The 22462-nt window shown below is 51.6% G+C and carries 18 protein-coding genes; 6 read left to right on the top strand and 12 right to left on the bottom strand.

Translation table 11 applies throughout. The features are described from left to right. The first annotated feature begins 434 nt into the window (after positions 1-434). From J2Y43_RS26945 to J2Y43_RS26920, 6 genes are all read left to right on the top strand, one after another. Positions 435-863: a hypothetical protein gene (locus tag J2Y43_RS26945; protein WP_309989556.1), complete on the top strand. Its 429-nt coding sequence runs from the start codon at positions 435-437 to the stop codon at positions 861-863. 14 nt (positions 864-877) lie between these two features. Next, positions 878-1291, top strand: a complete 414-nt coding sequence (locus tag J2Y43_RS26940) for a hypothetical protein (RefSeq protein ID WP_309989559.1) — start codon at positions 878-880, stop codon at positions 1289-1291. A 14-nt stretch (positions 1292-1305) separates the two neighbouring features. Next, positions 1306-1734: a hypothetical protein gene (locus J2Y43_RS26935; RefSeq protein WP_309989562.1), complete on the top strand. Its 429-nt coding sequence runs from the start codon at positions 1306-1308 to the stop codon at positions 1732-1734. A gap of 13 nt (positions 1735-1747) precedes the next feature. Further along, a complete protein-coding gene (locus J2Y43_RS26930) occupies positions 1748-5284 on the top strand; it encodes a M4 family metallopeptidase (protein ID WP_309989566.1) in 3537 nt (1178 codons plus the stop codon). A 121-nt stretch (positions 5285-5405) separates the two neighbouring features. Next, positions 5406-6104 (top strand): hypothetical protein, encoded by a 699-nt coding sequence (locus tag J2Y43_RS26925; RefSeq protein ID WP_309989569.1) that lies wholly within the window; start codon positions 5406-5408, stop codon positions 6102-6104. An 18-nt stretch (positions 6105-6122) separates the two neighbouring features. Continuing rightward, positions 6123-6461 (top strand): cupin domain-containing protein, encoded by a 339-nt coding sequence (locus J2Y43_RS26920; RefSeq protein ID WP_309989571.1) that lies wholly within the window; start codon positions 6123-6125, stop codon positions 6459-6461. Position 6462: 1 nt separating this feature from the next. Here the strand turns inward: J2Y43_RS26920 and J2Y43_RS26915 are convergent, their stop codons facing one another. The 12 genes from J2Y43_RS26915 to J2Y43_RS26860 all read right to left on the bottom strand — a co-directional run bounded on the left by J2Y43_RS26915 (position 6463) and on the right by J2Y43_RS26860 (position 22406). Beyond that, positions 6463-7851: a Gfo/Idh/MocA family oxidoreductase gene (locus J2Y43_RS26915; RefSeq protein ID WP_309989575.1), complete on the bottom strand. Its 1389-nt coding sequence runs from the start codon at positions 7849-7851 to the stop codon at positions 6463-6465. Positions 7852-7863: 12 nt separating this feature from the next. Continuing rightward, positions 7864-8952, bottom strand: coding sequence for a hypothetical protein (locus J2Y43_RS26910; RefSeq protein WP_309989577.1), 1089 nt, complete (start codon positions 8950-8952; stop codon positions 7864-7866). A gap of 150 nt (positions 8953-9102) precedes the next feature. Then, entirely contained in the window at positions 9103-9846 is a 744-nt protein-coding gene (locus J2Y43_RS26905) for an SDR family NAD(P)-dependent oxidoreductase (protein ID WP_309989580.1), read from the bottom strand. Between the two features lie 68 nt (positions 9847-9914). After that, positions 9915-10871 (bottom strand): dihydrodipicolinate synthase family protein, encoded by a 957-nt coding sequence (locus J2Y43_RS26900; RefSeq protein ID WP_309989581.1) that lies wholly within the window; start codon positions 10869-10871, stop codon positions 9915-9917. Between the two features lie 12 nt (positions 10872-10883). Beyond that, a complete protein-coding gene (locus J2Y43_RS26895; RefSeq protein ID WP_309989584.1) occupies positions 10884-11822 on the bottom strand; it encodes a DMT family transporter in 939 nt (312 codons plus the stop codon). Beyond that, positions 11819-12952, bottom strand: coding sequence for a mandelate racemase/muconate lactonizing enzyme family protein (locus J2Y43_RS26890; RefSeq protein ID WP_309989586.1), 1134 nt, complete (start codon positions 12950-12952; stop codon positions 11819-11821). Before J2Y43_RS26890 ends, J2Y43_RS26895 begins: the two co-directional genes overlap by 4 nt. Then, positions 12949-13893: a 3-hydroxyacyl-CoA dehydrogenase family protein gene (locus J2Y43_RS26885; RefSeq protein ID WP_309989589.1), complete on the bottom strand. Its 945-nt coding sequence runs from the start codon at positions 13891-13893 to the stop codon at positions 12949-12951. Before J2Y43_RS26885 ends, J2Y43_RS26890 begins: the two co-directional genes overlap by 4 nt. 29 nt (positions 13894-13922) lie before the next feature. Then, positions 13923-14303, bottom strand: a complete 381-nt coding sequence (locus J2Y43_RS26880) for a Rid family hydrolase (RefSeq protein WP_309989592.1) — start codon at positions 14301-14303, stop codon at positions 13923-13925. 100 nt (positions 14304-14403) lie between these two features. Further along, complete coding sequence (locus tag J2Y43_RS26875) at positions 14404-15204, bottom strand: creatininase family protein (protein WP_309989595.1); 801 nt, start codon at positions 15202-15204, stop codon at positions 14404-14406. Positions 15205-15372: 168 nt separating this feature from the next. Then, complete coding sequence (locus J2Y43_RS26870) at positions 15373-17436, bottom strand: beta-N-acetylhexosaminidase (protein ID WP_309989598.1); 2064 nt, start codon at positions 17434-17436, stop codon at positions 15373-15375. Between the two features lie 179 nt (positions 17437-17615). Then, positions 17616-19202 (bottom strand): SusD/RagB family nutrient-binding outer membrane lipoprotein, encoded by a 1587-nt coding sequence (locus J2Y43_RS26865; protein ID WP_309989601.1) that lies wholly within the window; start codon positions 19200-19202, stop codon positions 17616-17618. A gap of 12 nt (positions 19203-19214) precedes the next feature. Beyond that, positions 19215-22406 (bottom strand): SusC/RagA family TonB-linked outer membrane protein, encoded by a 3192-nt coding sequence (locus J2Y43_RS26860; RefSeq protein ID WP_309989606.1) that lies wholly within the window; start codon positions 22404-22406, stop codon positions 19215-19217. Between the last annotated feature and the right edge of the window lie 56 nt (positions 22407-22462).

Raw genomic sequence — 22462 nt, 5'->3', positions numbered from 1 at the left:
TTGAGCGGTTTGTACAAATGTAGGAAAACAAGTGAGAAAATCATCAGGCCGGTATTTAAAAGTTTCAGTAATACCGGTTTCGCGTGCATCGTTCACCTTTGAGCTAGTACCTATATCGTAGACCGTTACCTGGCGCACGCTTTTTCGCCGCCTGATAATCCATCAGATGCCTATGATCATTTCTCCCATTTTCGTATCCAATTATCAAATATCTCCTTGATATTGTCCCAAATATCGCACTCCAACACACCCGTTCGGGTAAAATAAACACAGGAACAAAGGGCAAAAATCACTGCCCTGTATGGTCATGCCCTGCCCGATACAACGCCCGTCCGCGAGCGCTGCTATCGGTGAACAGGACGGAAGAAAAGATGCAGGTCTTCCGATCCTCACGTTGTGCATCGCTTGAAATTTTAACCAAACACACATTGAACATGAAAAGAAAAATGATTTCCTGCGCCAGTGCATTGTTCTTCCTGGCTGTTTTCAATTGCAAGCGCGATAAACCTGATCCGGAATGCAGGGATGCTTCGTGTTGCGGATATCCCTGGGAGTATGTACGATACATTGAAGATGAGCCGGTGTCATTAACTGGCCCTCCTTACTTTCCAGTGTATTACGTTCGATTTAAAAAACAGTTATCGACTTATGCGGGCGGTGCAGAATTTCCGCGTGGTCAGGCTAGCATTTGCCAAAAATCACTTTACAAAATTGAGGGGTTTCCACTTACCCATAAAAGCAAGGCTGTGCCGGATTCTTTTCCCTACCGTGTATCAGGTAAGCTCCTGATCTCCGAGCCTGGAGACATAGTGTATCTACCCTACTTCATTTTGTACATCGACAGAATTGAAAAAATCAATTAAAACACACCTAACACATGAAAAGAAAAATGATTTCCTGCGCCAGTGCATTATTCTTCCTGGCTGTTTTCAATTGCAAGCGCGATATGCCTGATCCGGAATGTAGGGATGCTTCGTGTTGCAATCCCTATTCGTTTGATTACGTCGAATACATCGTAGATGAGCCGGTAGCTTTGGGGCCTCCCTGCTACTTCCGGTTTACCCGGAAATTCCCAACTAAAAGGCGAGAACACTACTGGAGTTATAGTGCCCGTGTTTGCGAAAAGTCCATACACAAGCTCGCGGGTTTTCCGCTTACATATGGAGGTATGAAGGAGCCTGATTCATTCCCGTATCGGGTGTCCGGAAAACTGTTGGATTGGAACAGGGAGAAATATCTCGACATGCCGATACTCGCGCTTTACATTGACAAAATCGAAAAAATCAACTAAAACACACATCTAATATGAAAAGAAAAATGATTTCCTGCGCCAGCGCATTGTTCTTCCTGGCTGTTTTCAGTTGCGAGCGCGATAAGCCTGATCCGGAATGCCTGGATGCTTCTTGTTGTAATCCATTTGCGTACGAATACGTCGAGTATTTGGTTGACGAGCCCGTCGCATTGACAGGTCCGCCCTATTATGCGTACCACGCCTTTCAGTTTTCGAGGAAATTCCCGAGTAAGTCCGACGGGAGATACTTCACCGATCTAGCCAGCATTTGCGAAAAGTCTTTCCATAAACTCAGCGGGTTTCCCCTTAGCTACGGAAAGAATAATGACTCGAATGCATTCCCATACCGCGTGTCAGGAAAACTATTGGATTGGAAAGGCGAAAAAGCTGTTCATCTGCCCATTCTGACACTTTACATAGACAAAATCGAAAAAATCAATTAAACACACATTCAACATGAGAACACTTTTCAAAACCGCCCTCTGCGTATTATTCGCAGTATTCGCCAGCTCTGCCTTGGCTCAGCCTCAATACAAAGCTCACTATCGGAGTCAGAGAGATGCCGCTTTCGATTCGCTTTTCAATAGGATGACGGACTACGGATGGTTATTCCTGAAAGATGATCCATCATCACGAATCTCGCCGGATTCCTTTGTTGCGCGTTATGCAACCAACCTTGGCTTGTCGGAAGGATACAAGCTGAAAGCGGTAAAAGAAGAGACTGAAACACCAGAAGGAACGACGGTGACAATGCGTCATCAGCTTTTTCAGCTGCATTATAAAAACATACCGGTAGAGGGCAATGAGTTCAGCCTGCATTCCATCGAAAATGTATTGAAAACTGCACACGGACGAATCGTAGCCGGATTGGATATTGACGTATCCGGAGCAATCGATGCGGCCGTCGCCCTGCAAACCGCGCTGGACGAGCAACGACTTACCCAGGATAATTTTGACGGCAATATTCTTCCTACCGGTTCATTGATCCTGGCCCGAAAGGACGAGCATTTCCTGAAAGAAAATTACCGGCTGGCCTGGGTATTTGACCTGAAATCGGAGAAAATCCAGGAGCCTTATCGGGTGTATGTGGATGCTCGGACAGGAAGTATCCTGAAAAAGGTGCCTCTGTTCATGAGTTGTGTCGCAGCATCGCATGAGCAAAGAGCGCAAGGAAAATACCCCAAAGCAGGAATGAATGCTCACGCACCATGGGTTGCCTCCATCATGACCCCAAATTATAATCGCTATTTGAATGGCCAACCTAATATCACTTTCGAAACCGAACAGGTTGGTGGCCAATATCGCTTGAGCGCGTACAATAACCAATTGAATACGCGGATTGCTCCATTTTCGGTGATTGATAATTTTAATGTTACGTTTCCCTGGTCGTGGTACCCGGACGTTTTTAATCCCACAATTAATTGGAGTAATGCCAACAGAAACGCCACAACCGCTCATTGGCTGGCACAAAAGATGCATGACATGTGCTGGCTTCTATTTCTGCGGAATGGATACGACGGGAATGGTAATCATCCGAGAGTTGTAGTTATTGAAACTGACGATCACCATACGGGTTGGATCGGGAACCAGGCTCAATTTGCACGTTTTGCAAATGGAAGCAGTATGGTCACCATGGACGTCTTCGGGCACGAATACACTCATGGCGTGACCGCAACATCCGCCAAGTTAGTTTATCAGGGAGAATCCGGTGCATTAAATGAATCCATTTCGGACATTATGGGTACCACCTTAGAGTATCATCTACTAGGCGTAAATGCCAACTACACACACGGTGAGGATGGCCAAACGGCAAGAGATATGTCTAATCCTGGTTTATTTGGTGATCCGGATACCTATCTGGGCCCCAACTGGCTGCCAACAAATGATCTCTCGAATGACAACGGTGGCGTCCACCATAACAGCGGCGTCATGAACAAATGGTACTGGTACATGCGCACAGGCGGTCCTACCGGCACGCCTCTGGATTACGCGAAGCCGGCGAAGGTGGTTTACCGGGCGTTGAAGTTCTATTTGCAATCCAACTCCACGTATTATGACGCGGTGGAGGCAACCATACAAGGGGCGATCGATTCGTATGGCGCCTGCTCCGATATCGCCCGCCAGGCCGCCTACGCGTGGACACAGGTAGGGATTTCGCAGGTTACGCCTTGTACCGATTGCAACTTTACGATCACTACCAGCGCCTCACCGGCTGCGCCTGCGTCCGGGGCTCCGGTAACGCTCGCCGCCAGCTGTTCGGGCTCAGGGTGCTCACACATCAACAGCTTTCAATGGACCGGCAATGGGCTGGTGCAGACCGGGAAATCCGTTACCATCAATGCGCCCGCCGCACCGGGTTCGTACACCTACAACGTGAGTACAATCAAAACCGGCTGCCTGTTGAATGTCGTCCCGCTCAATCTCACCACCCAGAACAGCTGCAATTTCAACGTGTCGGCATCTAACAGCAATGGTAACCCTGCTCCCGGCCAGGGTTTGCAATTACTTTACAGCTGCACAGGCGGCGATTGCGGCGGCGTCTCCTACGCGTGGAGCGGAAATGGGGTCAATGGCAGTACCTCCCCGCTTAGTATCAATGCACCTGGTGCTACCGGCAGCTACACCTACACCGTTACCGCAACAAGAAACGGGTGTGGTTCCAAAACTGCCACAACCAGCATCAATGTCAGTAACGGAGGCGCCCTGAATGCCTGCATCGAGTCAGAAAATGCCAATGGCAATGGCCCGGTAAGCAGCGATCCGAATGCCTCAAACGGACAGACGCGCGGAGCCGAGAATAACTATAACCATTACGTCGACTATGTGGTTACGGGTGTTCCCTCCAACGGGCTTTACGCTGTCAAGCTCCGGTACTATTCATCGAGTGCACCGGTGGTCAGCGTGAGTGTCAATGGGGGCGGCGGGCAAACGGTTAATCTGGCTCATTCCGGGTCCTGGAACATCGTCTGGGCTGAACAGTCTTTCAATGTCAATCTCAACGCAGGCACCAATACCATCAAGATTCAGGGCGTCGGGGGTGGGAGTTGCCGGCAATACAAGATTTGTGTAACCGGCGGAAGCGGATGTAACCCACCGAGCCCCCCTTCCGTAAGCGCCAATCCTTCGACCATTAATGCCGGGGCGTCCAGCACGCTTTCGGCATCTAATTGCAATGGGACAATTACCTGGACCAATGGCCTCGGAAACAATAGCTCCGTGAATGTAGCCCCGGCGTCAACCACTACGTATTACGCTACCTGCACCGTCAACGGCTGCACGAGCAACCAGGCGGCGGTGACGGTAACTGTGAATGGCTCTCCCAATTTCAGTCAATGCAAAGAATCCGAATTGTCGGCGGGCACGGGCGCAATCACCAGCGACCCGAATGCGTCCAACGGGCAAACGCGCGGCGAGGAAAACAACAATAATCATTATGTCGATTACGCCATTACAAGTGTTCCCGCGGCTGGCACGTATTATGTGAAACTACGCTATTACTCTTCTACCGCTCCCACGGTAACCGTGCAGGTAAATGGAGGCAGCGCCCAAACCGTCAATTTGCCCCACTCCGGTTCGTGGAACATTGTGTGGACGGAACAGACGATCAGCGTTAACCTCGCCGCGGGCAACAATACCATCCGCATCCAGGGGGTCGGTGGTGGTAGTTGCCGACAGGACCGCATCTGTGTCAATAGCAATGCCAATGCGAGGGTTGGTGCGGAGGCTCAGGAGGCCACGCCGGTAACTGGTCTTTTTGTCTCACCCAATCCAAACTCCGGGCAATTCGAAGTTTCTTTTTATCTCAACAAAGGAGAAAAAACTGAGCTCTCGGTGCTGGATATGCGGGGTAATGTACATTTCCGGAAGACACTTTCCGGCGAAGGTATTTATCGTCAAAAGGTTTCGCTGTCAAATATCCCCTCCGGCACTTACCTGGTGCAATTAAAAGGGGAAAGCGGCAGCACGTCGACCAGGACGGTCATCCTAAAATAACGAGACTATTTGATTTGAACGGCTGGGGCTTTTGCCCCACAGCCGTTCAAACCTGCTATTCGAGGCGGATAAATTACATCAAAGTTCTAATCTGCAATCTTCCATTTTAAATCGATAAGCTATGAAAACGCTGCTGACAATTACCATTACTCTGTACATATCCTGCTTATCCGGTAACCTGGCCGCGCAGTACACTTCCCCAATTGAATACGGCATATCGGCTGATTTTGGCCGTTCTTACTACGACCGACTGTATTATGAGGATTACCGAAAATTTAAAGACGATGGCGAAGGTTATATATCCCACTTTAAGTCCAACTATGTGTGGGGTGTGGGTTTTTGGATTGAAAGGCATTTTAATCGAAACTTTTCCGGGCTCACCCAACTGACTTATCACCAAACCGACATCTTGCCAGACATTTACAGTCAATGGAACGATTCAGGTTTCTGGTACGCGCGGGAAACTCACCACCATGCACAGGCAGAAATCGGTATGCGATGGTACATAAATCCCCAATCGAAGCTCATCTTTTTTACAGAATTGAAAGGAGGGGTCAATATGTTTGTGGCGGCTATCGACCGACCGTATCAAAAAGGGAAGCAGGTAAATTGGGATGCATTCGGCTATGATCGTATTTTGCCGGTTGCATCGGCAGCGGCTGGCATCAAGTGGCGCCGGTTTGCATTGATGGCCGACTACGGTCACGACCTATTACGCGCCCGGCGCGATGATCCCGAAAAGCTAGGCTTCATGGATAAAAAAGCAGGAATTCTAACGCAACGTATAGCCGCAAAAGCTACTTTTACCATTTTCAAATAGCATTCAAATCATTTCACAATGCCATTCGTCAATTTCAAAACCAACAAAGTAGTCAAAATCTGGGACGGTATTTATGGCACGCTGGGGCATTCGGAGCAGCAGACGTTCGGGCATTTTACGATCGTTGCCGGTACCGTGTTGCCGGAGCACAGCCATTTCCATGAACAGTGGTGCCATGTGCTGGAAGGAGAGCTGGAATTTACCGTCGACGGCGAAACAATGCTGCTCACGCCGGGTATGACGGCCCACATTCCCCCGCACGCACCGCATTCCGCAATCGCCCATACACAATGCAGGGTAATCGATTGTTTCACACCCGCAAGACAGGATTTTATCGAGCTGGAAAAAGAGTCCTGACTCAAAGCCTCACGCCCGTTGTACCTCCTTTTTCCATGGAAATATCAATGGGCGCGTTGGTTTTCCAACTGCCGCGGGTGAAATCGGGGACGTCGATGGAGTTGGAACGGTGTGCTACCGACCATTCGCTGAGCGGGCCGATAGAGCTCCACAATGCGGCATCATACACATCCTGGTCGAGGGGCAGGCCGTTTCGGAGGCAGTCGATGGTGCGCCAGTCCATGAGGAAATCCATACCGCCGTGACCGCCAACCTGTTTGGCTGCCTCCCCTATTTTCTTCACAATGGGCGGCGTATGCTCGGTTTCGAGCGCTTTGTAAGCTTCGGGTGAAAGCCATTCGTGGCCTTGGGCAATGCGGGCGGGCTCCGGATATTTCAATGCGGCACCTTTGGTACCGCTCACAAGCTGAATGCGGGAATAAGGGCGCGGCGACGCTACGTCGAACTGCACCATGATGGTTTTACCCTTTTTCGTACGGATCGTCGAGGTGTTCATCATTCCATTGAACGGCTTCCCGACAAATGGCTTGAAATCCGGATCGTTAGCGGCCAAACTTCTGGCCGTACCAGCCATTACAAAATCATTGTTCGACATCGACACCAGGTAATCCATTGCATCGCCCCGGTTGATATTCATTACCTGACAAATAGGCCCGAGGCCGTGTGTAGGATAGAGGTTACCTGTCCGTTGCGAAAGCTCTTTCAGCTCCCACATTTGGTAAAAACGCTCTTTGTCAAACACATATTCCTGTAAATTGTGGATGTAAGCGCCTTCGGCATAGGTGATTTCTCCGAAGAAGCCTTGCCGCGCGAGATTTAATGTAAGCAGTTCTGAAAAGTCGTAGCAGCAGTTTTCGGTCATCATGCAATGCTTCCGCGTCTTTTCCGAGGTTTCGACAAGCTCCCAGCATTCATCGATGGTTTTGGCCGCAGGTACCTCCACACAAACGTGCTTGCCGTGGTTCATCGAGAATACCGCCATCGGCGTGTGCAATGCCCAGGGTGTCACGATGTACACGAGGTCGAGGTCGCCGCGTTCGCACAGCTTCTTCCAGGCGTCGGGAGAGGTATGGTAACCCTGCGGTTTGTGCCCGTTGCCGGCTACCAGTTGAATAGCCTCGTTGACTTTGCCCTCCCGTAGATCGCATACCGCCCTGATTTCCACGCCCGCGATCTTATTCATGCGTTCTACGGCCGCCATGCCGCGGTTACCCAGTCCGATAAAGCCTATGCGCACCGTTTCCAGCTTGGGAGCGGCATAATTGCACATATTGAATTGCTGCGGACCGGCCGCGCGGACCGCCGGCATCCCGGAAGCACCCTGTGGTAAGGCCGCCGAAGCGAGCCCCAGGCCGGTTAGTTTGATAAAATCCCTGCGGTACTGATCCATCGGAGGAGCGGGTTATGCATTTGAAACAGATTCACTCAAAAACTGCGGCGTATAGCCATTCTCCCCAGCCCACTGCACGGCAGCGCGGATTTTGTCGCGGAAATCGGGCTGGTAGTTGAAATAGAACGGATAGAAATATTGCTCATGCACCAGCAAATCGAGGTACGGCGGCTTGCGGCCGGTCTTTTCGTGCGAATCGAGGTGCGGCTTGATGTCTTCGAGCTTTTTGGTATCGATGACGATGCTCGCCCGGACGAACGTGATGTCCTGGGCCGTGTCGCGCCACACGAAGCGGCTTTTGAGATGCCTTCGTTGCGGCACGGTGAGGTAATAGGAAGCGGAAGGCAGGTTATCATCCACATTGAAATAGCCTACTTGCGTCGTGTAACCCGCATCGCGCATGGCGCGCGAGCCCTCCGCAGTAGCCTCACCCCAGTGGATCGTGGTGACCGAATGCATCACTTCTTCTCCGGCAAATCTCCGGATCTCGTTCATAATAAGGTCACAATCGCGCTTCACTTCTTCATAACCGGCATTCACATACGGCATGTCGGGAAACTCCTGCAATGAATGGAAACTCAACCGCAGCCAGTCGGCATTGGCTTTCCATTCATTTTTGTACTGGTCCGTGAAGTCAGAAAGATTGAAACCTTCGGTCTGGTAAAACAGGTTCAGGTGGATTTTGGTACCATATTCCGCATTAACCTGCTTCAAAAATCCGAGGTAAGGATTCTCGAAAAGCGAAGCATAACGGTTCTTATTCTGCTGAATATCCCTCAGAAACCAGATATTATCATCGATCGACAGCCTGTAATGCCCTGCGAAATCATTGAGCAGAAAAACACGGATCGCCGTTTTCTCTCCACTCACATGATCTACGGCTTCCAGTCTGTTTTCATATCCTTCCAAAACCACCTGCGCCTCGAAGTGATCGTCCACGCGTATAGCCGGGACGCTATTCACCGCTAATTCGGCGTCTTCCGGCGCGGTCATTTTTACTGTAATTTTTAACTTGCCATCCGACAAATCGCCGTCAAAGGCATGGAAAACGTCGCCTTCGACGGGTGAGAGAAAAGTTAGCGAAGTGTTGGGGGAATGCATGTGAGGTAATGTGTTGAAGATTTTGACGGCCGACCACGGACCGCCGACCGCCGATGTTTTTATGATTTTTCAGAATATACAAGATTTGACCTCATCGATGATCCATGACCGCAATCGGCTGTCGTTGGTCGGCCGTCGGCGGTCAGTCCACTAATACGTCGCCCTGCCCCCAGAAAGATCGAACGTGAACCCGGTAACAAAACTATTTTCCGGTGAAACGATGAATGCGGCCATATTGGCGGCTTCTTCGAGCGTGCCGCAGCGTTTCATGGGAATCTTGTCGGTCATATATTTCACCTGCGCCTCGGGCATCGCGTCCACGAGCGGCGTTTGGATCACCGCGGGCGCCAGCGCATTCACAGTAATGCCCGTCTCGGCATACTCCTTCCCCTGCACTTTGGCCATCCCGATCACCGCTGCTTTCGAAGCCGAATAGGCCAGCATACCCGCATTTCCCTCTTTTCCGGCAATAGATGCAACGTGCAGAATCCGCCCGTAGTTGTTTTGGAGCATATAAGGCAGCACCGCCTTGGCCGTGTAAAAACTGGCCATAAAATTGATATTGAACACTTTCTGCAAATTGGCCGTATCCACCTCGTGGCTTTTGATGTTGGTAGCACCCGTAATGCCCGCACAGTTGATCAGGATATCGATTTTACCAAAACGCTCCGCCACGCGCGCTACCGCCTGGGCTACCCGCTGCTCGTCCGTGACATCCACGCCGATGCGCTCTTCCTGCTCCGGATTCCCGACAAATTCGTCGTTCAGTGCCTGCTCGTTCAAGTCGAGTAATCCTATTCTGGCGCCTTCATACAGCAGTTTATGGGCGATCACGAGCCCCAAACCGGAAGCGGCACCGGTAATGACGGCAACCTGATTCTCGAAAGTGTTCATTTTACCAGCGCGTTTTGGATTGGATTTAGACTTGCCGGTTTTAAAAATACTTTTTTCTCCGTTCTTACTCACGCTTTCGAGAAGGTTGTTTCCAGTGATTTGATTTCCCACGTTTCATCATTAATTACATCCAAAACTCTCTGATTCAATTCCTTGATATAGGAAACAGACGAAGGATCGGGGATATACGCGGCCTTACGGGCAATGCTGTTTTTAAGGATACCCCGTGCCATCAGCAGCTCCTTTTCGGCATAATGGAAGAGCTCCATGTTTTGCAGGGAGAAGAATATCTGCGGCATTACCTTTTCGAACAAGTCAAAAGCCTTTTGGTGCGCGCCCTGGTTGCGGAGCGTGAATACTTTCTGCAAAATATCCGACACGGCCAGTCCCGGCATGACGCCACGGATACCGAGCGGGACGAGTTCCAGCATATACAAGCCGCCCCATCCTTCAAAAAGTCCGATTTTTCCGGCAGTTTCTCTGATAATGCTCTCAAATTTCGGTGCGCAAAGCGGCTCTTCGAGTTTGAGGTATTTGAAATTCGGATGGCTCTCCATCAACTCGCGGATGAAGCCGACGCTGATCGACGAGCCGCCCGGGTTAAAATCCTGGATCAGTACCGGTGTGTCGGGGACTGATTCCAAAAATCCGGACAGGTAAGCCCTGAGCGAATCCTCCGGCAGGCTGAAAATCCGCGGCACAGCCAGTGACACCACGTCTGCACCCGCCGCCACATTGGCCTGCGCGAGCCGGATCGCCTGTTTCAGCGACGGATGGTTGGACTGCGCGACGATTTTAATGCGCCCGGCCGCTTGCGACACCGCTATCCGCACGACCTGCAACTTCTCGTCGTCGGTCAGTTTGTAAAATTCGCTGGCATAAGCAGGCAGGCAAACCGCCTCGATACCGCTCGCTACGGCAAAATCGATCAGGTCGCGGAGGGCCGCTTCGTCGATTTCCTCGTCTTCTGTGAATGGCGTCGGAATAATGGGTACGACGCCGTACAGTTCGTTTTCTGCATTCATACTCTTAGGGTTTTATGGATTGGCATTGACCAGTTCTTCCTGCTTCTTTTCCCGCGCCGCACGGCTGTCTACAATGGTGAGTATCAACGTCGACGCGAGTACCAGGACGCCACCGATAATGGCTTGTGTTTTCAAAGTTTCGCCCAAAACGAAAGCCGCAATGGGCAATCCCATGAACGTAATGAGGTAGTTGGACAAGGCAACCTGCGTGGCATCGAGATATTTGAGTACCTTGAAAAACAGCAGCATAGACAGGAAGTTGTGAAAAAGCGTCAGCGCGATCATCCCTGTCCAGGTTTGGGCCGTGTAATGCGGTATCACCGAAAACATTTCGGGCTCGTAATACCACACCAGCGGCGCAAGCAGGATCACCATCACCAGGTAGGTGTAAAAAACCATTTCCATCTCACTGTATTGTTCGGCGACTTTCTTGCAGCCCACATTGTAATAGCCGTTACCAAGTATCGCCAGGAATATCAGCAAGTTACCAACCGCATATTGCGAGCTCATATCCATGTTCCGGATATCGTCGGTAGAACAGAGCAACACGCCCACGATCGCAATCCCGAAGCTGATCCATCGGATACGGTTCATTTTTTCTTTTAATATAAAAAAGGCAAAAACGGCTGTTACGACCGGCAATGCGAGGATCAGAATGGCCGCATTACTTGCCAGGGAATATTGCGTACCCCAGGTCATGAGTACCTGCGACGGGAATGCGCCAATAGCTGCCAGTTGTACAAAAATGAGTACATCTTTGAATTTCTTATTCCCCTTTTTAAAGTCCCGCCAGGCATAGGGAGCCAGGAAAACCGTAGCAAGCAGCATGGGAAGCCACACGGTAAAATACGGCCCTACCTGATCCTGCGTGAGCTTAATGCACGTGAAATGGAACGACCAGATCAGGTTGCAGAAGAAGAGAATGGACCACGAAAAGAATGCCTTCTTCATGAATGCGCGGTTAGGATTTTTCCGGTTTGATATTTTCGGAGTGCGTCCTGGTCGAGCGTAATGCCCAGCCCGTGGCCCTGCGGTACTTTTGCGGCTCCGTTTTCAAATACAATGGGGTCGGTCAGCAGGTCGTCCACCCGCACCAGCTCCCCGAAAATATCCGACGGGATGGTGCAGTTAATGCTCGCCGCCGCTATATGCAGGCCCATGGTTTCCGAAATACCCAGGTCCACTTCCGAACCACGCCAGCACGGCTTGCCTTCCAGGTGCGCGATCTCCGCCAGCAGCACGCAGTTATATGCCGATCCGTTGAAATTATAGCCATCGGCCGCATCGGCACGCACGAACGTGATCATATCGCGGATGTCCTGCGTATACGGGAGCGAAATATGCCGGTAGAGTGGTATTCCGAGGTGTTTTTTGAGGTATTTAAAACCCTCCACGTCTGCATGGAGAATCGGGTCTTCGAGGCCCAGCATGACATCCATTTCCACCCCATCCATCAGTTTCATCGTTGTTTTCACATCGTTCCAGCGCTGGTTCGGATCGAGCAGGACCTTAATACCGTCGCCGCATTGCTTTTTGATCTCCTCTGTCCAAAGCCGCACCGGGTCTTCGTCAGAGCATTTGAATTTAAATACCTTATGGCCTTTCTGCATCGCCTCGAATGCTTTCTGCGCCGCGTCTTCCGGTGTCCGCCGTCCTGTCCAGCCCATGCAATTGACCGTGTTGCGGTAGGCCCCGCCGAGCAACTGGTGCACTGGTACATGCAGCAGTTTCCCCACCAGGTCGAGCACGCAGCTTTCGAATGCCTCATAAATGCGCTGGTCGGTTACGGGTAGCCGCCGCCAGTTCAGTTTCAGCACATCTTTTCCCACAAATTCCTGCAAAGCTTCGCGGATCAGCTCGCCTGACGCGCTCCGGTAGGTCTCGCCTACGCCCGTGAGCCCGTTCGCGAGGGTCATTTCGATGATCCATTTGGGCTGGTTCGCAAACTCCGTCCAGCTTTCGCCTGTCAGGAATTTTTGCGCAAATGCGGTGTCCTTATCCAGCACGGTTTCGGAATTAAGGCTTCCGGCTTTGGCCGGCACGATTACTTCCGTGGCGCGGAGTGATACGATTGTTGTCATTTCTGCGCGTATTTTTCAGCCAGCTTCCGGATGTCGTAGCTGAAATCGATAAATGCTTTCTCCCAGGCTTCGGCGCTCTCCGGCGTATAAGGGTAAAATCCATGCGCATTGCTCACGCCTTTCGCGCCCGCGGCTACGAGCTGCTCCATCATTTCGGGGGTTGTCGGTCGGTTGTCGAGGTCAGGAAACAGATCCTTCATCACGGTGAGATAAGCCGGAATGCCTGTCAGGTCCATGAAACGGAACGGACCGGCCAACGTGATCCAGTAACCCAGGTCGTTGCGCAGCGAACGGTCGACGTCCTCGACGGTCGCATAGCCGTTTTCCACCAGATTGAATGCCTCCCGCAGCATGGCGTACATGATGCGGTTGGTGATAAATCCGCGGATATCCTTCCGCAGCAGCGACGGCTCCTTACCCCAGCTTTCGGCTAGTTGCACGATTCGCTGTGCATATTTCAGGTCCGAGTCTTTCCCGCAAACCACTTCCATGAACCGGGTAATATGGGCCGGCTCGGCCCAGTGAATGCCGAGCAGCCTTTCGGGGTGCCACAAACCGGCCTGTAAAACCGACACCGGGATCGCCGATGTATTGCTGCCGATAATGGCGGTGTTGGAAAGGACAGTTTCCAATGCATTATAAACTGCCTTTTTGGCCTCCACATCCTCGGTAATCGACTCGATCACCACCTCATGGCCCACCAGTTCTGCGATATTGGTCGTAATGGTAATGCGTCCGGCCACCGTCTCGGGCGATTCTTTCAACATACCTTCATCGTGGAGTTCCGTGAGGTAGCCCAGAATCCGCTTGCGGGCAGGTTCGGCCTCACTTTCATCCTTGACCAGCGAAGTAACCTCGTGCCCGGCCGCGAGAATACAGGTAGCAATGCTGCTTCCCATCAGGCCAAGGCCAACAGTACCAATGCGTTCTTTTAAACTCATAGTTATAATGCAAGAACTGGGTGCTTAAACTAACCTATCAGTGCAATGGCGTCGATCTCGATTTTGATGCCGTCCGACAACACCGACTGTACGGTGGTGCGGGCCGGCAGAATGCCTTTGAAAAAAGAAGCATAAGCCGCATTATAGCGATCGAAATCATTGATATCCTTCAAATGCACCGTGCATTTCATAATATCGTCGATGGTCCCGCCCGCGGCTTCCACGACCTTCTTCACGTGTTCGAGCGTGAGCAATGTCTCTTCTTCGATGGTACCATGCTTCACCTCGCCCGTCGCGAGGTCCAGCGGTCCCTGCCCGCTCACGAACAGTAAGCCGTTCTTCAAAACACCGGCAGAATACGCGCCGGTGCTGACACTTTTATCGGGATGCTTGATTTCCTGTTTGGGCATATGGAATGGAGCTTTAAGCAGTAGGCTTTAAGCGTTTGATTATAATTATTGAACAATTCTATCTTGAAAAGCTTTATGCTTATAGCTTATAGCTTACTGCTTACAGCCTACTACTTAAAAGCCTACCCCCAATCCCCCACTCCGCAAATGCATCCAGGAACGTCACCAACGCCTCCGTGGCTTTACCGATCAAATGTGCGCCTTTTTCGGCGGTGGCTTTTTGCGGTTCTCCGCTGCTGCCGTTGCTGGAAATGTAGGCGGTTTGTTTAAAAAGCGTTACGCCTCGGCCCGGCTCATCGTCCTCCCAGGGGATATAGCCATTGCTGGCTGGTCGTTTGGCCCGTTCTGCTTTTTCCATCCAAACCTTTTCCGGGAAAAGATGGAGCATCATACTCGTTTCGTATTCGCAGGCGTGGCTCAGCGCGGGGCTTTCCATCGGCGCTTCACCGGCAAACGGCTTTCCGCCAAGCTCCCAATACGTTACCAATGCGATGTTGGCCGCGTTCGCCCGATCAACATCACTGCTGAGTACGGCAAGCGCTTGTTTCACCGGCGTAATATTTCCGCCATGACCGTTCAGGAGCACGATCCGCCGGAAACCACTTTGCAGCAGCGAGTCGACCACGTCCACAATGACCTGTGTGTATAATGCCGGTTTGATACTGATCGTCCCGCCGAACGACAAATGGTGATGGCTTGAACCGAACGGCAACGTCGGACACAGCACCACACGCCCGGGTAGGGATGCCTCCGCGGCACCGGCCAGGTGCGTCACAATATCCGTATCCGTCGACACCGCCATGTGCGGGCCGTGCTGTTCCGTAGCGCCTAGCGGGAGCACCGCTACTGCGTCTTCCGCGAATGCACGGATCGATGGATAGTTCAAATTGGCGAATAACATGGCAAAGGTTCGGAACAGGCGATGATCAAATGTATTGATTAATTTTTTGTTTACAAAATTTATATAAAATAGTTTACAAAAAAGTTGCACTATGGCTTTTATACTAATTATTCACATAAAGATTACAAAGCGGATTCGGCAGCACCAGGAGCGCTTCAACCCAAAAGCTTAAAAATCCGGCTTGAATAGTGTTTCAAACGACTGATCAGCTACGTGATCGGGCTTGTTCTCAATGCGGTAGCCGATCACTTTCAGAGAAAGCTTCTGCCACAACCCATTCTCGACATCGAACCTGCCCAGCATGGTATTGAGCCGGTAAGGCATGTATTCCGAACGCCAAGCCTCCGAATAGGCCGTTTTCAGCTCACCGGCCTCATCCATTACATCCACAAGCAGGCCGTGGCATGGGTAAACGAGGTCGTAAGCCACGAAATCGTTCTTCTTCCGCTCCAACATCGACTCATTCCACCGGTCGCAGATGGTTTTCGCCCATAAAAATCGCGTCGCCGAATAGCGCATCAACCTCGCGGTGACGATCATCGAGTGAATGAATGCGGTATCCTTCGGACTGCACCTGGCCAATGCGGTAACCAGTTCCGCCTGAGCAGATTCGCTCAACCTGCGCGCATTCCGGAAATCGGTCACGTGTTCACCGGTGTTTTTGAGGTAATAGGGCAAAAAAGGGTTCGACCAGCTTTCGATAATCGTTCCGCGCGGCATGCCGTTGGTATTCCGGCCGAGACATTTATCCAGAGCCTCATTGGAAGCCTCCAGGTCGTCAAATGCTTTTTGCATTTCTCCTGCCACCTGCGGGTACATCACGCGGCTGTACATCTCCGTAAAATGCTTTTTATCAGGCACCTGTCCCTGCCAAGCTCCAATGCAGCCATAAGCCATAAAAAGCCACGACGCCCGCACAAACGGCTCCACGGGATCCGTCCATACCGAGTGGATGAACCCCAGCGCCTTATGCTTTACTCCCGCTTGCAGGCAGAGATCGATATTGTCGTAAGTATAGTTGGCATCAGGATAAATGTGGCCCCAGCCGGAAACGGCAGGTTGTATAAAAAACGGTTTTTGCTCTTTTAAAATCGGGTTTAAATACCGGTTAATCTCGACAGTATCAGGCTTGTACTCCCACAAAACCGGGATTACTTCCGCCGGGATTTTTTGAATGATATCCGGATAGTAGTTGTTCATATCCGTCCATGCCAGCACGGCTTTACCGTACTTTTTGAGCTCCGCCTGAACGAACGTAAGTTGCTGCACCCAGAGGTCCTCCGAGTTAATGCGGGCATCTTTATCATCGGCGATGCGCTTGGTTTCCCAGGTTTCATCAAATCCAACGTGGATGAACGGACCAGGGAAGAGATTCGCATACTGGCCGATCCAGTCTTTCAGCAGCGCATTCGTCTCCGGTTTGCGCGGGTCGAGTTCGTGGCCGTATTGGCCGATCGCCAGACCGGCATATTGCTCATTCCGCAGCAATTCGTGCAAATGCCCATACAAATTCAGGAACGGCACCACATCCATATGCCGCTGCCGGCCGTAGGCGATAATCTCCCGCACCTGCGCCTGCGTGTAACCCGAGCGGTACGCAATGTTCGGAAAACCTTTCAGCTCGATACTAACCTCATTATAAAAGTAATACTGGTTGGTTTTCCACCGGGCCAGGAAGTCGATCTGCCGCTTGATTTCCGCGATGGTGAGCAGGCCGCCATGCGCGAAATCCATCATCACGCCGCGATAGGTCAACGCAGGCTGGTCTTCAATAACTACACCGGGGATAAATGCAGTTTTACCCTCGCCTGCGATCAGTTGTCGCAATGTCTGCACGGCATAGTACAATCCCGCGGACGTCTGCGCTTCTATCCGCACTCCCTTGGCCGAGACCGTCAGCCTATAATGTTCGCGGTTGCTTTTGCCATCCCGCTCCGAAACCTCGGGCAATGCACCTCCTTCCTTTCGTACCACCCATTGAAAGGTCGCCGAGGCAGAAGAAGGTGCATTTCTGATACCCATTTCCGTGTGCTCGCCCACGATGCTTTTTAGTTCCTGTAATGCAAACCGCACCTCTGCATTGGCCGCCGTCGGCACCGCGACGGTCAGCAACGATACCGGAAATTTCTCTTCCGAATAGCGCACCATTTGCGGCTTCGGAAACAACACAGGCGCATTTTGAGCAAAGACAGATGTCACAAACAAACAGGCAATCAGCAGGCGAGGAAGCATCTTTCTAAATTTTTGAACAATAGTTAAAATTAGTCAGGAGTAAACTAGTCAGGAGGTCAGAGAGTCAGGTATTGTAATGCTTTCCTCCAAATAACCACAAATGACCGCCGTCGACTACAAATGACCACCCCTGACTACAAATGACTACTCCTGACCTCAAATGACCACTCCTGACAATATCAATTTTTGTCCCACCAAAGCGGCGTAGCGGCATTATCAGGTCCACCAAGCATTTTCACGGCCTTCTCCACCTCGGCGGCATTCGTTTGCTTTTCGGTATCAAGGAAAGGCATCCGACGGATGAATGTACCTTCCGGCAGGTCGGGATTTTCGCTGTGAACAATCGGATAGAGCTTCGGAAGTCCCGTTCTGCGCACCTCAGCCCAGCCTTCCATGCCATCCGGGAACAATGCGAGCCATTTTTGCTGCGCTACCTGCTTGCGCTGCATGCTTTCGGAACCACTCCATTTCACGGGGTAGTCGTTTACCGCAGGCGAATTCATCCCATCCTTTGGCGCAATGGGAACCGCCACATTCGCAATGTATTTTGCGATAGCCGCCTGGTCTGTCACGCCCCACTGGGCCATCGAAGCCTGAATGCCTTTTTTGTAAAAATCCTCGGCAGTACCGCCCATATTCCAGCCATTGAGTGCACCTTCCGCACGGAGAAAATAGGCTTCTGCCGCGTGCAGGATGTTTTGGGGCACATTGTAAGTGGTTTTCCAATCGCTTCCTACCCAGGTAGCCCAGCGCGTACCCATGTTGGAATTGAATAGCCTGGAATTGATATCGATGATTTTCTCGGACGTAAACAATCCATTGCGAACGCCCTCGTAGGTACCTGTCGAAACCGATGGCTGGAAGTAAATCGGCAGCCGCGGATCTTCATACCCCTTCAAAATCGACTCCATGGAAGCACTCATACGCACATCGTCCCAGCCCGCCGTCACGGCCAATCCGTTGTATTCGGCATAGGTCGTAGTCGATTTCGGCATGTAGGCATCGTCGGCAATGTCGGTGATCACACCCGCTGCCACAGCGGCTTCGGCTTGCTGCTTCGCCATTTCCGGGTTCACTTTCGATATCCGCAATGCAAGGCGCAGGCGGAGGGTATTGGCAAACTTCATCCAGGCTGCGGCGGGTGCGGCATTCTTGTTGTAAACCAGATCGTAAGTACCAAACGGTTTATCGCCGGAACGCGATTTGAGGACCGCCGAGGCCGCATCCAGCCGTTTGAAAAAATCGTAATAAATGGAATCCTGGGGCGTATAAGAAACATAGCGCTTACCCGAAGCGGCATCGGAATACGGAATGGGGCCGAAGTAATCGGTAATCCGGTGGAACATCCAAACCCACCAGATATTCGCCAATGCATTCTCAGCACTTTGCGTTTCGGTGCCGGCCATGATGGTTTTCAGCTGCGGCGCTGCGGCAGTATACACCGGATTCCAGCAAGCTGGCATCCAGTCCTGCCGGATCACATAGCGGTCGGTCGGGAAAGAGTGCGCGGCCTGCGACAAAAACTGGGAATACACCGACGCAATCGTCCCCTCACCGACCTCGAAATTGTCGGGACTGAGCGTGGGCGTCATCAACGCATAGGCAAACATGAACGGATATTCCTTGCTGCCGACGCTGCTGATCTTGGTCGCGTCGGTATTCAGCGAATCGAAATTATCGGTACAGCCCGCCAGAATGGCCGCTGAAAGGACCATCGGCAGCATTTTCCTTAGTACCCGACTTATATTTTTTATCCTCGTCAACATAATGAGTGCTTTTTAGAATGATAGTTTGAGGTTCAATCCGATGTTCCGGGTCGATGGCAAATTGAAGTATTCGATACCCTGGTAATTGCTGTTACCGAGGCTCATTTCAGGATCGAAATCCATTTTCCGCTTACCTATGCCAGGAATGTCGAGGATCGCGTTACCGCGGTACAGGAAGAAAAGGTTGCGCGCAACGACCGACAGCCGCGCCGTACTCAGGAAACCGGGCAGACCCTTGAAATCATAACCGAGCGAAACTTCCCGCACACGTACATTGGTAGCGTGGTAGGTAAAAAATTCTCCCCACGAATAATCACCCTGCGCGACGGTTTGCCAGAATGCCTCGGCATTGATCGCCTTGGTATTCGGAGCACCTTCGGCGGTGACGCCTTCTATCACCCACGAACCCGGGTCGCGGAATTTTTCGGTATCGATGCCCGTGCCATTGTAGGCCATTTGTGCAGCTGTACCCGAAGTGATTACGCCTCCGAACTTGCCATCTATCAGCACTCCGAGCGCCCAGTTTTTATAGTTGAAGTTATTGCTGAAACCCGCCGAAAATTTGGGATTATAATTGCCCAGGTTTTCGATTGCATCCGATTTGACCGGCACGCCTTTATCGCTCACCACGTACTTACCATTGAGTGTTTTCCATTTGTAACCATACAAATCCCCGAACGAACCGCCTTCCTTAATGAGCGGAGTAGCCGTACGCACGCTCGTGGACGACCCCAGGTACAGCTGACTCACACCGTCGTAGAGCGCTACGACTTTGCTCTTGTTCAATGCATAATTGAGACCCATATTCCAGGTAAAATCCTTTGCAACAACCGGTTTGACACTCAACACCACTTCAAATCCCTTATTCTGGATATTTCCTGCATTCACATTCAATGTGGAGTAACCCGACGACGCCGGCGATGCGACCCTGATCAGCTGATTCTTGGAATTGGTTTTATAATAGGTCAAATCAATGCCCAGGCGGTTGTTATAGAACCGCCATTCGGTACCTATTTCAACAGATTGAGTTAATTCAGGCTTCAAATCCGCGATCGCTTTGGTACTGCTGCTGGCGATATAGCCCCCAAAGCCCCCACGGATATAAGTATACGTCTGCCCCAACAGGTAAGGATCGGCGTCATTACCGACCTTCGTAAACGATGCACGCACCTTACCCAGGTTCACCCATTGCGGCAGTTTGACCATCTCGGAAATAACCGCGGACAACCCGACCGACGGATAGAAATACGAATACGGCGACGGCAGCGTACTCGACCAGTCGTTCCGCGCGGTAAGATCGAGGAAGAGGTAGTCGCGGTAGCCGAACTGCACCGTTCCATACACCGACTGCAATTGTCGCTTCGCAGTCGCGGTTTCTGTTTTGAGCGTTGTGGCATAGCTCAGGTCATATTTATTGGCAAAACCAAGTCCGTCGGCGGCATTGATCCGGTGCCGCATGCTCCGGTTCAGTATTGAACCACCCAGGTTATACGTCACCTTCAGATCCGGCGCGATATTGTTTGTACCGGTCAGCAAAAGGTCGGCATTGCGCTCGGCGATATAATCATTACCCTCCGAATAGAACCCTCCGGGCTGGCGGGCGTAGTTGACGGTATTGTTGGCATACTTCTGTGTAATAAAGTCGTTGTAGCTATCCGAGCTCACCCGGCCCTGAATGTTCAGCCAGTCGGTCAGTTTGTATCTCAAAACAAACAACCCGGTAACGCGGCTGCGGTTTTCGTCGCGGTGCGTATTGTTGATCGTCCAGTAGGGGTTCATGTACACCGCATCGGGGCTTGTCCAGAAAGTGGGCGTTTCCACGCCGGTAACATCTACTTTCTTGTAAGATTTAAGTGTTTCAGGATCAACGCTGCGCGGCATACGGTAGGCATTCGCGACCACCATACCGTCGCCCCCCACACCGGGCTTGTTGAAAATGTTCTGCAACATATAGGTCACCTTCACATCCGCCGAAAGCCGGCTGGTAATATCATAGCTGAGTCGCGCATTGAAAGTATTCCGCGACAGCCGGTTATGCGGCACAATGCCGTTGACATAATTATTGGCGTAGGAGAAATAGGACTGTACCTTCTCCGAGCCACCGCTTACACCTACCGAATTGTTGGTGGAAATCGCGGTTTTGAAAAAGTTCCTGATATTATCGGGATAGGCTTTAAGCGAAATGGTATTCCCCGCCCAGTCCTGCACGCTCTGGCCGGCAATGCGGGCACCCCAGCTGCCATTGGTCAGCGTAGAATAAGTACCGCCCGATCCCTGGCTGTAAGTATTCTGCAACGACGGCGTTACCAGCGCCTTGTCAAATGTGATCCCGGAATTCACATTCACGTTGATTTTGCCGCTTTTCCCCTTTTTGGTCGTGATCATGATTACACCATTGGCAGCACGGCTGCCATAAAGTGCCGCACCCGCCGCGCCTTTCAGCACGTTAATCGACTCGATATCATCGGGGTTAATGCTCGATGCACCATCGCTCCCGCTGTGCCCGCCCGCGTCGTAGCGTACCTGGCCCGCGGGCGTGGAGTTGTCGATCGCCACACCGTCCACGACGATCAGCGCATTGTTCGAGCCCTGGATCGAGCGGTTACCCCGCAAAACGATCCTCGTAGCACCACCGGGACCATTCGCGGACGGCGTGATGGTAAGCCCGGCGATTTTCCCGGAAAGGGTATTCGTAAAGTTCGCGTCACGGATCTCATTTACCTGATCGCCGCCTATTTTCTGAGTCGCATAAGTGAGCGTTTTCGCAGCCCGCTCGATCCCAAGGGCGGTTACAACCACTTCCTGCAAGCCCATCGCATCGTCCAGAAGCGTGATGTCACCCAATGCGCTATGGTTACCCACCGGTACCTCCTGCGTTTTCATCCCGATGTATGAAATCACAATCACAGCCGCGTTTGCAGCGCTTTCCGGCACCGCGATTTCGAAATTACCATCCTTGTCGGCAATCGCCCCTGATGTAGAATGCTTTACTACGATAGATGTTCCGGGAACCGGCGCACCTTTCTGATCGATGACTCTCCCTGTAATCTTTTTACTCTGTTGTGCATAGGTCTGATTGAAATGCGCGGCCGAGCACAGCACGCATAGCATCAGCGAAAGGATCCGCAGACGGTTACGTAAACGGAACCGCAGTAAAGGAATCTCCGAAGGGAAGGATTCCGGGAATTTTAGAGATTTTTTCATAAACAAAGATTTCGGAACAGTAATGGGTTTAATAGGGCAACAGAAACCACCCATCC

It is taken from the genome of Dyadobacter sp. BE31, assembly GCF_031457695.1.
Taxonomy (GTDB): Bacteria; Bacteroidota; Bacteroidia; order Cytophagales; family Spirosomataceae; genus Dyadobacter.
Note: the sequence above shows the minus strand (reverse complement) of the source record. Positions and strands in the feature narration are given on the sequence as shown.